Raw genomic sequence first — 15,214 nt, 5'->3', positions numbered from 1 at the left:
AGAGGGGAAAACGATTTATAACTGCCAAATAAAGAAAGGCAGGAAAAATGAGGGGTGATCATAATGACGGAATTACTATTGAAAAATGATTTCATTTTCAAGCCGGTAAAGGGACTGATCCGGGCGTTTGACAAGGGATCAATCAGTTTCGATTTTATGGCCGCCATCACGGTAATGATTGTGGGCCTGCCGCAGGCCATGGCCTACGCCATGATCGCCAAAATCAACCCCGTTTACGGACTGTATGGAGCCATAGTGATGGCTGTTGTCGGCTCGCTTCTGGGCAGCTCAAACCATCTGGTTACCGGTCCGACCAACGCAATATGCATATTAATTGCCGGCGTCATGTTCCCATTTTTTAGCAAAAGTGCCAGCTATCCGTTTGAAGTGCTGTTTCTCCTGACTTTTATGGTCGGTCTGATCCAGTTGCTGTTTAGCGTATTCAAACTGGGCGCCTTGATTAATTATGTACCCCATTCCCTGATTGTCGGCTTCACGGCGGGAGCGGGCGTATTGATTGCCATGCAGCAGGTGAATACGTTTTTCGGGATCACTGTACCCCAGAACATTAACATGCCCACTTTTGCCAAGGTGGTTTACACCTTCCAGCATATCAGCGCAACGAATTACTACGCCCTGGCGATAGCGGCAGCCACCATGGTGATTATCATCGCCTGCCGCATCATCGGAAAGAAATTCCCCGGTATCGCCATGTGGCTGCCCGGCCCGCTGTTGGGCGTAATCGCATCCACCGCCGTGGTCATGGGCATGCATCTGGACAAACTCGGAGTGAAAATTTGCGGCAACGTTCCTTCGGCATACCCGCCGTTTCACATGCTCCATTTCTCGTTAAGCGATATGCAGATACTATTCAGCGGCGCATTGACCATTGCCATTGTCGGATTGATGGAAGCGATAGCCATTTCCAAATCAATCGCATCCCTGACCGGGCAAAGGATTGATACAAACCAGGAAATATTCGGGCAGAGCATGGCCAACATGATCGGGTCGTTCTTCAGCTGTTTTCCGGGTTCCGGTTCCTTCACCCGTTCGGCCGTCAACTACGGTGCCGGCGCAAAAAGCAGGCTGGCCGGCATAATGTCGGGCGTCCTGGTACTGGCCATGTTGCTGGTGTTCAAACCCTTCATCAAGTACATTCCCAATGCCAGCCTGGCCGGCGTACTGATGATTGTCGCCTATACCATGATCGATAAACGGGCTTTCAAGGAAATATTGAAGCTCAACCGGAGCGACGCGGTAATCATGCTCACCACCGCAGTGGTCACCGTAGTGGCTTTCCAGATTGAATACGCCATTTATATCGGTGTGATGCTGGCCGTCATCCTGTTTTTGAAACAAACCGGCCGGGCCAGTATCAAAACCATTATTCCGCTGAAAAGCGAGCACGGTCACTTGATGGAATATGAAGTGCAGTCCTGCAATGAGGAAAAATGTGAAGTATCCCCCGTGGCGATCATCGAACCGGAAGGAAACCTGTACTTCGGGCTGGCGTCGGATCTGGAGCGAAGGCTTGATGATTTTGCCATGGGCAATGCCAAGGTCTTTATCATGAGGTTTAGAAATGTATCGGCCATTGACGTAACGGCACTGGAAGTGATCAGAAACTTTGTGCGGAACACCATAAACGACGGTAAGGCGGTGCTGTTCTCCGACGTCAACCAGGAGACTTACGACATCCTCGACCGGGCGGGTATCGTAAAAATGACCGGCAAAGAGAACATTTTCCTCAAGTCCAATGATTTGTTCTTTTCAACCAAAAACGCCATCGACAGGGCGAATGTGTTACTGGATAATTTAAGAGAGCCCAAATTGCTGATAAGAAGTTATGTTTAGCGGACCTTTGTCTGCGGTACGGCGGGGAAGCGCCGCCGGAAGGCATTCGGGTATGCATAATCAGCGGCCCTTTCCCGATGGACATGATGCTTTGATGTTACCTAGACCTATGCCCTCGCTTCTACTTCTGCAATAGCATTTTTAAACCTTGATTGCGCCCGGATCGGGAGTAAATCAAGGCATTTTTTTCGCCCGGCTGACGAAATGTTCCATGCTGCGGCGGGGAAAGGGCGGCTGATGTTTCCGCGCTGGAAATTGGCAAATTTGCAGTGTATAATGGCAATATGGACCTTCCGGTGCGGGCGGTATGCTGCACCGCCGCCCGGCGTCCGGTGGGTGCAGCCGGCATATCCGGCCGGCGGCCCGGGGGCATGAATCCGGCAAGGGGCGTCGAACTCCGGATGACGGATCCGGCGGGAGGACGGGCACCGCCGTTCCGGGAATTTTACGTGGAACCATACCGGCGGAGCGTAAGCGTAAAAAGCATTGCCTGCGGGGGGTGACGGCAGATGAAAAAGGCGGCCGGATTTGTTTTATTAATCGCCATCGCCTGTGCCGTATTGTTTTTTGCCGGTCACCGGTTGCGAAAACTGGCTTACCGGACGGAGCACATCGGCCGGGACTGGCGCCTGCTTGAAAAGGACTACCATTCCCTGCCCCACAATACGATTCTGGGACTGCCCCGGTTGCTGACAAGAACAAGCTTTATTTCAATTTACCTGCTTCTTTTCCTGGCCGGCCTGCTCATCGTCGCCGGTGTTGTTTATATTTTGATCAGCAAAAAGAAAAAGAAATAAGGTTCAACTTGCTGCATGCGGAAAACCGGGTAATTCCCCCGGTTCTTTTTTATCTCCTCCTGGCTGTGCCCCGCCGGTTAAGCCCATTTCCGGCGGGGCTTCTTATTTCGCGAGGTGATTCCCGGTGTTGGTTTCCTTACGCCTATATCATTCAAATATTGCGTAAAGACGAGTTGTGGGCTGAAACTTGCGACAATGCCGAACGGAATTTTGGATTCACAAAAAGGGAAATTATTTTTGGCGGCGAAATTATGAGTATACCGAAATGTGTTCGGCGATGCCGAACACAAGGCATGATGAACTTTGAGGAGGAAATGGTAATGCCGGCGAACGGGCAGATGAAAACCGCGGAAGGCACGCAAATCCGTTCTGTAGCCAAAGCGTTGATGATCATCGACTATATGGCTTCAGTACAAGGGGAATTGCCCCTGGCCAAAATAGCCGCCAGGCTGGGAATGGCCAAAAGTACCGCCCACGGGTTGCTGGCCACCTTGAAAGATTTCGGGTATATAGAGCAATCACCATTTACCGGGAATTATAAATTGGGGATGCGCCTGTTTGAAATCGGGAACATTGTGGGTAATTCCCTGGATGTGCGCACGGTTGCCGTCCCGTATATCCAGCAACTGGTGGGGGAGATTGAAGAAACGGTACATCTGGCGGTTCTGGACAAAGGGGAGGTATTATACATCGATAAACGGGAAAGTCACCAATCACTCCGGATTGTTTCCCAGGTCGGTATGCGCCTGCCGGCGCACTGCACCGGGGTGGGCAAGGCATTGCTGGCATACCTGCCGGAAAGTGAACTGAAAAGGGTTATCGCCGCCAAAGGCTTGCCCCGTTATACCAAACAAACAATTACTGAGGCGCAAAAGCTGGGAAATGAATTGCGGCAGGTCAAGGAACGGGGATACGCGGTGGATAACGAAGAGATTATGGACAGCCTGCGTTGTGTGGCGGCACCCGTATTCGATCATTCCGGCAGGGCCTGCGCCGCCATCAGTGTATCGGGGCCGGTGGCCCGTTTGGCAAAAGAACGGTTTGAACTGGCCGTAACATCAGTTACCAGGGCGGCAGCGGACATCTCCGCCGCCCTGGGTTACCGGCCTGCCGCCGTCGGGAGTGATTTGCTTGGAACTTAGAGATTTTCTATTTTCACCGCTGAAAAAGCAACGCTTCAACTTTACCATTACCGTTCGGGAAAAGGGTATTTTTTCCGGGGCCGGCCAGTTAGAAAAAAAGTCGGCGGAGCTCCGGATTGATGTGGCTTCGATTGCTCCGGAGGGATCCTCCCTGCTGCCCGGGAGGGCTGTTTTTCGCGCCAGCGGCGAAGCGGAGCAAGTTGCCCGGGCGGAAGAGACGCTCTTGGGGGTAATCGGCAAACCATCCGGAGTGGCCACGGCGGCAGCGGATTTTGTACGGCAAAGCAAGGGCAAAATAAAAGTTGTCTGCGGCGCCTGGAAGAAGGTTGCCCCGGAGCTGAGAATGGACTTGCGCCGGGCCATCGCCACCGGCGGGGCCGGTATACGCATCACCGATCAGCCGTTTGTATACCTGGATAAAAACTATGTGCGCATGTTTGGCGGCATTGGTCCGGCGGTAAGGCGGGCCGGGGAATTTGACGCCGGCCGGCTGGTTGTTGTGCAGCTGCGGGGCGAAAAACAGCCGGTGGCTGACGAAGCCCGGGAAGCGGTTGAGGCCGGGGCGGCCATTTTGATGATTGATACAGGGGACGTAAATGATCTGAAAATCGTTTTAAAGGAAGCTGTGAACAGCGGCTGGCGTGAAAAGGTACAGATTGCCTTTGCCGGCGGCGTGACCGGGGACGAATTGGCGGCAGTGATCGCCGCCGGGGCGGATATAGTGGATGTCGGCCGGGCGATCATCGATGCGCCCATGCTTGACTTCCGCCTTGATGTCCAAGCTGAGGGGGCTTGACCGTGGAATGGGACCTGTTGGAGAAGACCACCTTTTGGATTGAAGACATTGAACTTGCGGACGCAAACCTTGGCGCTGTGGCCGGCGCGGCGGCAGTCGCCCTGGGCCTGGACACGGAAGAAGTGATGGTGGTTGATGTGCGTCCGGGATTGGTGGCCTTTGACGTCATGCGGCGCCGGGTGGAAGCGGAAGCCGTAGCCGGCAGGGAAAAAGAAATCCTGCAGCGCTTGAAAGAGTTGCCCGGAGTCAAACTGGGACCGGCGGCGTCGGTGCACTCGGAAGGTGTGCTCGGCCTGATTGCGCTGGGCGAGAAAGAGGCGGCCCGGGTGCTGGCGGACTCGGCGCAGATGGCCGCGGATATCAGTAAAGCTGTTTCCCGGCGGGCGATGGTATTTGCCTCGGGCAGTGAAGTGATGGCCGGGAAAATCCAGGACACCAACTCCCCGTACATTATAAACGCCCTGCAGGAAGCCGGCTACCAGGCGAAATTCGGCGGCATCCTGGCGGATGATGCATTACCGGCCGCCCGCAGCATTGAGGCTGTCCTGGAGCAGGGCTACGGACTGATCATCACCACCGGCGGCGTCGGCGCGGAAGACAAGGACTTTAGCATTGAAGCCGTTTGCCGCCTGGATCCGGATGCCTGCACGCCCTGGATCCTGAAATTCAAGCCGGATTACCACCGGCACCACAAAGAAGGTGTGCGCATTGCCGTGGGCCAGGCCGGTATCGCCAAACTGGTCGCCCTGCCCGGGCCGCATGAGGAGGCCGCGCTGGGTTGCGACCGGCTGATTGAGGGCCTGCAACAGGGCCTGGACAAGGCCGGCCTGGCGGAATATATTGCCGCCGCGCTGCGACAGCGCTGGCAGAACATGATGAATAAAGGAGGCCATGCCAATGGATTATCAAACCATCGCCGCTGAGCTGTTAGAGGCGGAAGCCACTCAGACCCCCGTGGACGCGTTGACAGACGCCAATCCGGAATTGAGTGTCGAGGAGGCATACCGCATTCAGTTGGCCGGAGTGGCCATGAAGCTGCAGCAGGGTTGCAAAGTGGTGGGTAAAAAAATCGGTTTGACCAGCAAAGGCATGCAGCAGTTGCTGGGCGTAAACGAACCTGATTACGGACACCTTTTCGACCGCATGCTGCTTCTGGAAGGAGAGCCCTGCCGCCGGGACGAATTGATTTGGCCGCGCATTGAAGGGGAATTCGCCTTTATACTTAAAGAGCGGCTTAAGGGGCCGGGGGTGAATATTGCCGATGTCTACCGGGCCACCACTGGAATCATGCCGGCCTTTGAAATAGTGGACAGCCGCATCCGGGACTGGAAAATCAAGCTTCCGGACACCGTCGCCGACAACGCTTCCAGCGCCCGTTTCGTCCTGGGCAGCCGCCTGGTGCCGATAAATGAACTTGATTTGCGTCACACCGGCATGGTTTTGGAGAAAAACGGCGAGATGGTGAACAATGGCGCCGGCGCGGCCGTTTGGGGACATCCGGCGGCGGCGGTGGCCTGGTTGGCCAACAAACTGGCTGCTTTCGACATTGCTTTGGAACCCGGTGAAATTATCCTTTCCGGAGCACTGACGGCAGCGGTGGATGCCGAAGCGGGGGACGTGTTCACCGTATCGTTCCACACGCTGGGCTCATTGAACCTGAAATTCGTGTAAACAGACAAGGGAGATGTAAATGTGGACAGGGTAAAAGTGGCAGTAATCGGCCCCGGCAACATCGGTTCCGACTTGATGTATAAAATCTTGCGCAGCAATGATCTGGAAATGGGCTTGTTGACCGGCATTGTGGAATCCGAAGGGATCAAGCGGGCGCGCAATATGGGCGTGAAAACTTCCATCGATGGAGTGCAGGCCGTACTGGCGGACGAGGAGATCAAAATCGTTTTTGACGCCACCGGAGCCAAACCGCACCTGCAGCACGCCCCTTTGCTCAAAGAGGCCGGGAAAATCGCCATCGACCTCACGCCGGCCGCCGTCGGTCCCTATGTGATCCCGTGCGTCAATCTCGATCAGGTACAGGATGAACCAAATTTGAACATGGTCACCTGCGGCGGACAGGCCACCGTACCCATCGTTTACGCCATCAACCGGGTAGCCGGGGCCAGGTACGCGGAGATCGTGGCCTGTATAGCCAGTAAGAGCGCCGGCCCGGGAACAAGACAAAACATTGATGAATTTACGCAAACCACGGCCAAAGCATTGACCGCAGCCGGCGGAGCAAAAAAGGGGAAGGCGATCATTGTATTGAACCCGGCCGAACCACCGTTGATGATGACGGATACCGTATATGTGGACGTGGAAAATCCGGATGAACAGGCTATCCGTGCCTCTGTGGAAGCCATGGTCAAAGAAGTGCAAAAATACGTGCCTGGTTATCATTTGCGTGTGCCGCCCATTATTGAGGATCATAAAGTGACAACTATTGTGGAAATTGAGGGTGCGGGGGATTTCCTGCCCAGATACTCCGGCAATCTTGATATCATCACCTCGGCGGCAGTAGCGGTGGCAGAAAAATTAGCGGCTAAAATGTTGAGAAGGGAAGTGGTAGCATGAGCGGGACACGGTTTGTACACTTGGTGGATACAACGTTACGGGACGGCAGCCATGCCATCAGCCACCAGTACACGGCGGAGCAAATCGCCGCCATAGCGGCCGGACTGGACGAGGCGGGCGTGGAATATATCGAAGTTTCCCACGGCGATGGATTGGCTGGTTCGTCAATTAACTACGGCTGGTCGGCCATCAGTGAAGAAGAAATGTTAACGGCCGCGGCCGGGGCGATTAAAAACGGCATATTAACCGTCCTGCTGCTGCCGGGCATCGGTACACAGGAAGACCTGGAAATGGCCATCCACTGCGGCGCCAGGGCAGTGCGCGTGGCCACGCATGTCACCGAAGCCGATATCGCCGAACAGCACATCGGCATGGCCAGGAAAATGGGGCTGCAAGCATTTGGTTTTTTGATGATGAGTCATATGGCCCCACCGGAAAAAGTTGTCGAGCAGGCAAAGCTGTTTGAGTCCTACGGGGCGGATGTGGTCTATGTGGCCGACTCGGCGGGGGCGATGCTGCCGGAAGAGGTCAAGGCCCGCGTCGGGGCGGTGGTTGATGCCGTTAGAGTGCCCGTTGGTTTTCACGCCCATAACAACCTCACTCTGGCCACGGCCAATTCACTGGCCGCTCTGGAAGCGGGGGCCAGTTACCTGGACGGCACATGCCGGGGCCTTGGCGCCGGGGCGGGCAACTGCCAGATCGAAGCGCTGGTCGGCGTGCTGGAGAAAACCGGCTTCCAAACCGGAGTAGACTTCTACAAAATCATGGATGTGGCGGAAGACCTGGTGGAGCCGGTCATGCACCGCCCGCAGGTGGTGCGCAACGCTCCCTTCATGCTGGGCTACGCCGGTGTTTACGGCAGTTTTTTGCTGCACGCCTACCGGGCGGCGGAAAAGTTTTCCCTTGACCCGCGGGATATTCTGGTCGAACTGGGCAAAAGGGGGATGGTCGGCGGACAGGAAGACATGATCATCGATGTCGCTTATCAACTGGCGCAAAAAAGAGGAGGTGCTTGAGCGTGAAAGTGGTCAACCTGCTGGCCATGGTCGACACTGAAAAATGCCGGGGTTGCAAGACCTGCGAGCGCATCTGCCCGGTGCTGGCGATCAAGGTGGAGAACCGCGTGGCCGTGGTCGATGCGGAGCGCTGCCGCGGTTGCGCCAACTGCGAGCAGCGCTGCCCGGATCTTGCCATCACCATGGTCAAGCGTGACGAGCCGCTGGTGGTGAAAGTTGACGTGGGCGCCGTGGACTATGACCGGATCATGGATATCTGCCGCCGGGCAAAACTAAACCCGGAACAATTAATCTGCTATTGCACCGGCACCCGGGCCGAGGAAGCGGCGGCCGCCATCTTGCAGGGCGCAAAATCCCCGGAGGAAGTGTCGTTTCTGACCGGGGCGCGCACCGGCTGCAAGGTGGAATGTATCCAGCCAATCTTGAGGCTGCTGGAAGCGGCCGGCATCAAGCCCCAACCGCCCAAAGGCGGCTGGCAGTGGTACGGCCGCACGGTGACGGTCTGGGAGATCCCCGAAGCGGTGAAAAAGAAATATGCCAGCCGCGGCTTTTACTTTGACGAAGACATCAAAATTCTGGACCGGGTGGCGGCTGCACCCCTGCAGGGAAGGAGTGATGCGTAATGCGTGCCCCGATTACCCCCTTACCGCCGCGCAAATCGCAGTACGGCATTGACCCGGCAATGGTTAAAACACGTGTTTGTGAACTGCCGGGCATGACTTCGGTGCTGCTCAAAGAACTGTTTCCCGACCTGCCGGAAGTGATTTTCCCCGGCCCGGGCGGAGTGGAGGCTGTACGCAAGGCTGCCGAAGCGGCACTGGAAAAAATCGATATGAGCCGGATCAAGCCGGAGCACTCCGTCAATATCCTGGCTTCCCACCACGGGTTTACCCTTTTGGGCGGCGAACCTTACGCTGAAATGTTAAAGACGATCAAAGACGTAATTGAAAAACGCACCGGCTGTAAGAACATCCGCCTGCGCGCCGGCGTCGGCCTGCGCTTCCGGGAAACCGAGGAGTATATCAAACGCTACGGCCTGGACGAACACTTCAACGGAAAAGCGATTGGCGTGGCGCCGGTGGACCAGGGGATTCCCATTGAAACGGAAATCGGAACTTTGTACGGCATTAAAAAGGTTTATGACGCCGACTGGATTGTTCATGCCCATAACAGCGACGTGCGGGAGGTGCATTTCCACCGCCAGGTGGACCGGGCGGTCAAACCTTTCGGCATGTCCTACGCGCGCATTGAGACCCGCTCCACCTATCACCAGAACCTGGGGCCGCGGGCGGCCAACTTTACAGCCCGGGCGATCTTCGATTCGCCTTTTGTGCAAAGCAAGTTTGCCTTTGCCTCTTTCCTGACCGTGGCGCCGAACGGCATCATCGGCGTCGATGCCGACAACGACTTGTACGCCTTGAACGACCGGGTGACCCAAACCGGCTGCCGTTACTACGGCAAAATGATGACTCTTTTCGGTGAAATTGACGAGTGCATCGCGGCGCTGGATTTCCCCTGCCCGGTGGTTTACGTTTTCTCGGCCGGGGTGATTTACGCCAACTTTGCCGGGGCGAATACGGACCTTTACGACCTGGACATGCCGCTGCCGGCCTATACCTGGTACACGGAAGCCTTCTACGGCAAACGCGGCCGGCCATTGCTTGACGACATCCCGCCGCTTAACCCGGCCATCAAAATGTGTGTGCATAACTACGCCTGGACCGGATACCCCAGCGCCTTCTTCAGTGAGCATATCCCCACCGTGGTGGTGGGCCGGGAGCAGGCCGAACTGTTTAACCGCGACCCGCAAAACCTGACCTATATGGCGCACGCCGTGGTGGCCGAAGACACCAGAGCGGCCATGGACTTCGCCTACAAAGCCACCGGCACCGGGAAAGTGGTCATTTTTGACGGCGCCATGGGCGGCATCAACGTCAGCGAACCGCTGGCCGAACTGCTGCTGCAAAAAGCGCCGGCAGTGAGCCGGCGGGTCGATGAGGAACTGCTGCCGAAGTGGCTGCGGCAGCGGGGGGTGATTCAGCGCTGAAACAGCATAATTGGTTTAAACTTTGACGTTTCAGAAATTGAGTATTTAGGACCCATCTGCGGAGGGGTCCTAAATACACTAAAGAGCATGAGGTGATTTTATGCAGATCTTTGAGCCTGCGCAAGGAAAAATAAACTTGAAGGAAGTTATTGGGCACCTGAATGCCGCGACCATTGGCACCGGAATCGTGGCCTGGTTGTTTGGGGTCACCGGCCCGGCGCTGATCATACTCAGCGCAGCTAAACAGGCACACCTGACATTGGCGATGACAATATCCTGGCTTTTTATTATCTATTTAGTTGGTGGTTTGATTTCCATATTTTTTGCGCTCTATTACCGTCAGCCGGTGGCCGCCGCCTGGACAATACCGGGGGCCGTTTTGGTAGGTTCTGCGCTGACACACATTAGTTTCAACCAGGCAGTGGGGGCATACATTATAACCGGATTGCTCGTGTTTTTGTTGGGAGTTTCCGGAATAGTCAAAAAAGCCATGCGCTGGTTGCCCGTACCGGTAATGCTGGGTATGGTAGCGGGTGTATTAATGCCCCTCGGTGTTAATGTAATATCCAGTATACCTAAACTACCGCTGGTGGGTGCTATAACCCTCGTTTCATTTGTTCTTTTCAGCTCTTCAAAAAAATTGGCCCAAAAAATCCCACCGGTATTAGGGGCTTTGGTCATAGGCTTGATTGCGGCGACAATAGACAGGGTCGCCAATTGGGGCGTCTTGTCGATTGGGATCGCACATCCTGTTTTGGTAACGCCCGGTTTTTCTCTGGATTCATTTTTGGAGCTGACCATCCCCCTGACTTTGATGGTCATTGGAGTGCAAAACGTCCAGGCGATTGGGGTCCTGGTAAACCAGGGATATAAGCCACCAATCAACAGTTTTACGATCATCAGTGGTCTGGGTACGCTGGTCAACTCCTTTTTCGGAGGGCATCCTGCATGTATAGCCGGTCCGACGACGGCAATTTGCTCGAGTCCTTCCTCCGGTGCTAAAGATGGACGCTATGTCGCCTCGATAATTAACGGTATTTTGTGGATATTATTTGCCCTTGTCACCCCTGTGGCCGCTTCCATCACTAAGATTTTACCGGCGGCGCTAATCAGCATTCTAGGCGGGTTGGCAATGCTTGGCGTGCTGGTGGGCACTTTTAAGGATGCCTTTACGGGGCGGTTTAAAATGGGTGCGGTATTTGCTTTCCTGATCACGGTTTCGGGAATAAGCCTGTTCAAAATCGGTTCTCCGTTCTGGGGGTTAATTGGCGGTGTTATCGCCTCATATCTACTGGAAAAAGAGGATTTTCAGAATGTAAATAACCCGGCTTAGTTTTAAATGAGTCTGTTTGGTTATATAAGCATCTGTCTTTCACTGGAAAATTGACAAAACTTTACCCGGGGTGATTGTGGTGTTAAATACTGAAGACAGGATCCGCCGTGCCCGTGAAGCCATGAAAGAGATGGACCTGGACCTGCTTCTGGTGGTGAACCGGGAAAACCTCATTTATTTTACCGGGCTGACCCAGATTGAATGCATGGCGGTGTTGATTCCCAGAGAGGGAGAGGCCTGCGCTGTCACCCTCTGGCTGGACGCTGCATACGTGCGGGAAGGATCCGGTTTAAAAACCTACGGTTATGTTTTTCCCGAAGAAAGTCTGGTTGATAAGGTCGTTGAGCGTATCCGGGAGTATGGTCTGACAAAACCGAGAATCGGGTTTGAACGATATTTTGTTGGTTTCGCCCTGTTTGACGGGTTGCGGACTGCTTTCCCGGAGGCCGGATTTACCGGTGCGGCTGATTTGTTTTATAAAATACGTTCAATAAAAGATGAGCAGGAAGTTGCGCTGATCAGGCAGGCGGCAATGGCCGCCTGCCGGGGCATGGAGGCGGCGGCCGGGGCAGTCCGGCCGGGGGTTACGGAACTGGATGTCCTGGCCGAAGCGGAATACGCCATGCTCAAGGCCGGATCGGCCGGTTCACCCTTCCGGCCGCAGGTGGTTTCAGGCGAACGCGCACTCCTGACTCATCCGTGTGCCAGCAGCAAAAAGATCCAGCCGGGCGAAATCGTGGTCGTTCATTTGGGGGCGACATGCGAAGGCTATTGCGCCAAAATATGCCGTACTGTTGCCGTGGGTGAAATTCCGCCGCAGCAGGCCGCAGTTTATCAAGTGTTGCAGGAAGCCCAGCAGCGGTCGATTGAAGCTTTGAGACCCGGCGTGACCACCGGCGATGTCGACCGGGCCGCCCGCGCGGTCGTTGAAGCAGCCGGTTATGGACGCAGTTTTCTTGATTACATTGGATATGGCATGGGTTTGCGCCAATCCGAATTTTATCCGGTCATCGGCAAGGGCGGAAGTGATATAATTGAAGCCGGAATGGTGGTTGATTTGCTTCTGCCTACCGTTTACCGGCCCGGAACCGGCGGCCCCCGGGTTACCGATGTCATTTATGTCGGAGAAAACCAGAACGAGATTTTAACTGCCTATCCGCGTGATCTAATTATTGTATAGAGCCTGACAGCCGCTGATTCTTACCGCATCTATGGGCGACGCCATCAAAACCATATAAAACAGCTGAACAGGTAATGGTGTTCCGGATCACCCCACGGTCAATGGTGATCAAATTTTGAAAACGGACACGTTATGCCGTTGCCCATGAAAAATTGAATTTGTTTTAGGCACATGTTAATAAAAAATCGCAAAGCGGGTTGTTGAATATGCTGGAAGATGAACTGCTAAAATTGCTGGAGGATGTAAAAAACAGCCGGGTGGATGTGGCGGACGCGCTGGGCAAGCTGAAGAACCTGCCTTACGAGGATCTCGGTTTTGCCGTTCTGGACCACCATCGCGCCCTGCGCAAGGGTTTTCCGGAAGTAGTTTTCTGCCAGGGCAAGACGATGGAACAAATCGCCCAAATCTTTCAAAAGCTTTGTTGTGGAAGCAGGAGTATCCTGGGCACCAGGGCGGTTCCGGAGGCCTATGAAGCGGTGAGGGAAATTTACCCGGATGCGGAATACAACCGGCTGGCCAGAACCATCGTGGTCCGCCGGGGAGAGGAACCGCATAAAAAAGGCAATATCCTGGTGCTGAGCGCCGGGACCGCCGACCTGCCGGTGGCCGAAGAAGCGGCCGTCACCGCGGAAATCATGGGCAATGATGTGCGCAAGGCTTATGATGTGGGGGTGGCCGGTATTCACCGGCTTTTGGACAAACTGGACCTGATCCGCTGGGCGCACGTGCTCATTGTGGTGGCGGGCATGGAAGGCGCTTTGGCCAGTGTGGTTGGAGGGCTTGCCGAACAGCCCGTTATTGCCGTTCCCACCAGTGTGGGCTACGGGGCCAGCTTCAACGGGCTTTCGGCCCTCCTGTGCATGCTGAACAGCTGTGCATCGGGGGTCAGCGTGGTCAATATCGACAACGGTTTTGGCGCCGGCGCCATGGCCAACGCCATTACCCTGATGATGGAGAGGGCAAAAGATGAGAATCGCCTATTTTGATTGTTTTTCCGGAATCAGCGGGGACATGTGCCTGGGCGCTTTAATCAGCGCCGGGGTGGATTTTGAACAATTGAAAGCGGAATTGGCCAAACTTCCGGTGGCAGGTTATGACCTGCGCTGGGAAAAGGTCAAACGGAATGGGATTGCCGCCGCCAACGTTTATGTGGACCTGCTGGATATCAACCAGCCCGGGCGGCACCTGGCCGATATTGAGCAAATTATCGACCACAGTATGCTGCCGGAGGAAGTGAAAGAAAAAAGCAAAGCCGTTTTCCACCGGCTGGCGGTGGCTGAAGCCGCCGTTCACGATACCACCCCGGACAATATCCACTTTCACGAGGTGGGGGCCGTGGACGCCATAGTGGACGTGGTGGGCACTGTTCTGGGCCTGCACCTGTTGGCAGTGAACGAGATTTACGCTTCACCCCTGCCCATGGGGAAAGGTTTTATCAAATGCATGCACGGCATCATTCCCTCCCCGGCTCCGGCCACGCTTGAAATTTTACAGAACGCACCCATTTACGGAGCAGGCATAGAGGGTGAACTGGTTACCCCTACCGGGGCAGCGCTGATTACAACTCTAGCTAAAGCCTTTGTTACCCTGCCACTGATGACCGTTGAAAAAACAGGCTATGGGGCCGGAAAGACAATCCTGGAACACCCGAATCTTTTGCGTCTCATCATGGGGAAATACCATGAGCTGCCCCGCCAACAAAAACTTCCGGCTAATCTTTTGCCCGCCTTGACAGGAGGGGGCAGCCGGTAAAATAAATTGGGGCAAAGCGGTTCCTACCCATCCATGCTCCCCATCGCCGTCGCTTCGCCCGTTTATTCCAATACAGGCTCTGCTTGCATGAAGAAAAAACCGCCAAAAGGCATGAAAAAAGGCTTGTGGATAAATGGTGGGCAAATGAGCTTCTCAACAGCCTCACCGATCCCTGCAAGCCTTGATTTTACTGGTGGGGACAGGTGGTTTCGAACCACCGGCCTCTTGAATGTGAGTCAAGCGCTCTCCCGCTGAGCTATGCCCCCTTGTTGCACAACGGTTACGTTCTTGCCCCGCCCTTTGTTCCGTTGCAAAAATAATTTTAACATAAACATTGTCCTTTGGCAAGGGGTAAAATGGCTGCTTCAAAAACTGCCGCCCGCCCGGTATGAACAGGCGGCATCTTCGTCTGGCACAGGTGGCAATTATCAATAAGGCGATGTGGAGCGGCGCCGGCACGGCCGGACGGCGGATTCCGTTTTCTCCGGGCGGGAACACCCCGCCGCACGGGCAGTTACCGGTCGTTGCAGGCCGACTTGTCGGCGGCCTTTTTATCTTGCGCAGTAAGTTGTTTGATATCCTTCCACATGGCATTGAGCTGGCTGAATATTTCTTTGTGCGTCCTGCGGTTCGCGGCCCTTAAATCATTGATCGCGGCTTCAAGGGCGGCCTGGCCTTTCTTCAACTCCAGTACGTCCTGCTTGAGTCCGCTGACGTCCTGCTTGAGCG

At 55.1% G+C, this 15,214-nt stretch carries 15 protein-coding genes and 1 tRNA gene; 14 read left to right on the top strand and 2 right to left on the bottom strand.

Going from position 1 to position 15,214, the window contains the following annotated elements; all coding sequences use genetic code 11:
• The first annotated feature begins 63 nt into the window (after positions 1–63).
• From A6M21_RS01410 to larC, 14 genes are all read left to right on the top strand, one after another.
• On the top strand, positions 64–1,854 hold the full coding sequence (locus tag A6M21_RS01410) for a SulP family inorganic anion transporter (RefSeq protein ID WP_066666272.1): 1,791 nt from the start codon (positions 64–66) through the stop codon (positions 1,852–1,854).
• Positions 1,855–2,363: 509 nt separating this feature from the next.
• Positions 2,364–2,651 carry a hypothetical protein gene (locus A6M21_RS01400; protein ID WP_066666121.1) on the top strand — a complete coding sequence of 96 codons (288 nt, stop codon included), beginning with the start codon at positions 2,364–2,366 and terminating at the stop codon, positions 2,649–2,651.
• 320 nt (positions 2,652–2,971) lie between these two features.
• Complete coding sequence (locus A6M21_RS01395) at positions 2,972–3,793, top strand: IclR family transcriptional regulator (protein ID WP_066666271.1); 822 nt, start codon at positions 2,972–2,974, stop codon at positions 3,791–3,793.
• Positions 3,783–4,589 (top strand): beta/alpha barrel domain-containing protein, encoded by an 807-nt coding sequence (locus A6M21_RS01390; protein ID WP_066666120.1) that lies wholly within the window; start codon positions 3,783–3,785, stop codon positions 4,587–4,589. Before A6M21_RS01395 ends, A6M21_RS01390 begins: the two co-directional genes overlap by 11 nt.
• Before the next feature lie 2 nt (positions 4,590–4,591).
• Positions 4,592–5,512: a molybdopterin-binding protein gene (locus A6M21_RS01385; protein WP_066666119.1), complete on the top strand. Its 921-nt coding sequence runs from the start codon at positions 4,592–4,594 to the stop codon at positions 5,510–5,512.
• Complete coding sequence (locus A6M21_RS01380; protein ID WP_066666118.1) at positions 5,487–6,260, top strand: 2-keto-4-pentenoate hydratase; 774 nt, start codon at positions 5,487–5,489, stop codon at positions 6,258–6,260. The genes A6M21_RS01385 and A6M21_RS01380 overlap by 26 nt, the downstream gene beginning before the upstream one ends.
• A gap of 21 nt (positions 6,261–6,281) precedes the next feature.
• Complete coding sequence (locus A6M21_RS01375; RefSeq protein WP_066666117.1) at positions 6,282–7,157, top strand: acetaldehyde dehydrogenase (acetylating); 876 nt, start codon at positions 6,282–6,284, stop codon at positions 7,155–7,157.
• A complete protein-coding gene (dmpG, locus tag A6M21_RS01370) occupies positions 7,154–8,173 on the top strand; it encodes a 4-hydroxy-2-oxovalerate aldolase (protein ID WP_066666116.1) in 1,020 nt (339 codons plus the stop codon). The genes A6M21_RS01375 and dmpG overlap by 4 nt, the downstream gene beginning before the upstream one ends.
• A gap of 2 nt (positions 8,174–8,175) precedes the next feature.
• Positions 8,176–8,796 carry a 4Fe-4S binding protein gene (locus tag A6M21_RS01365; RefSeq protein WP_066666115.1) on the top strand — a complete coding sequence of 207 codons (621 nt, stop codon included), beginning with the start codon at positions 8,176–8,178 and terminating at the stop codon, positions 8,794–8,796.
• The gene (locus A6M21_RS01360; RefSeq protein WP_066666114.1) at positions 8,796–10,220 is read left to right on the top strand and encodes a hypothetical protein; all 1,425 of its coding nucleotides are present in this window, start codon (positions 8,796–8,798) and stop codon (positions 10,218–10,220) included. The genes A6M21_RS01365 and A6M21_RS01360 overlap by 1 nt, the downstream gene beginning before the upstream one ends.
• Before the next feature lie 100 nt (positions 10,221–10,320).
• Positions 10,321–11,553, top strand: a complete 1,233-nt coding sequence (locus A6M21_RS01355; protein WP_066666113.1) for a benzoate/H(+) symporter BenE family transporter — start codon at positions 10,321–10,323, stop codon at positions 11,551–11,553.
• A gap of 79 nt (positions 11,554–11,632) precedes the next feature.
• Positions 11,633–12,733: a M24 family metallopeptidase gene (locus tag A6M21_RS01350; RefSeq protein WP_242868727.1), complete on the top strand. Its 1,101-nt coding sequence runs from the start codon at positions 11,633–11,635 to the stop codon at positions 12,731–12,733.
• A gap of 206 nt (positions 12,734–12,939) precedes the next feature.
• Positions 12,940–13,719: a nickel pincer cofactor biosynthesis protein LarB gene (larB, locus tag A6M21_RS01345; RefSeq protein ID WP_066666112.1), complete on the top strand. Its 780-nt coding sequence runs from the start codon at positions 12,940–12,942 to the stop codon at positions 13,717–13,719.
• On the top strand, positions 13,700–14,485 hold the full coding sequence (gene larC, locus A6M21_RS01340) for a nickel pincer cofactor biosynthesis protein LarC (protein WP_066666111.1): 786 nt from the start codon (positions 13,700–13,702) through the stop codon (positions 14,483–14,485). The genes larB and larC overlap by 20 nt, the downstream gene beginning before the upstream one ends.
• 191 nt (positions 14,486–14,676) lie before the next feature.
• Here the strand turns inward: larC and A6M21_RS01335 are convergent.
• Positions 14,677–14,751, bottom strand: a tRNA-Val gene (locus tag A6M21_RS01335).
• A gap of 248 nt (positions 14,752–14,999) precedes the next feature.
• Positions 15,000–15,214: hypothetical protein (locus A6M21_RS18585; RefSeq protein ID WP_161485974.1), on the bottom strand; the 215-nt coding region annotated here is incomplete at its 5' end.

Source organism: Desulfotomaculum copahuensis (assembly GCF_001655685.1).
Taxonomy (GTDB): Bacteria; Bacillota; Desulfotomaculia; order Desulfotomaculales; family Desulfovirgulaceae; genus Desulfotomaculum_G; species Desulfotomaculum_G copahuensis.
This window is presented reverse-complemented; position numbering and strand designations above follow the sequence as displayed.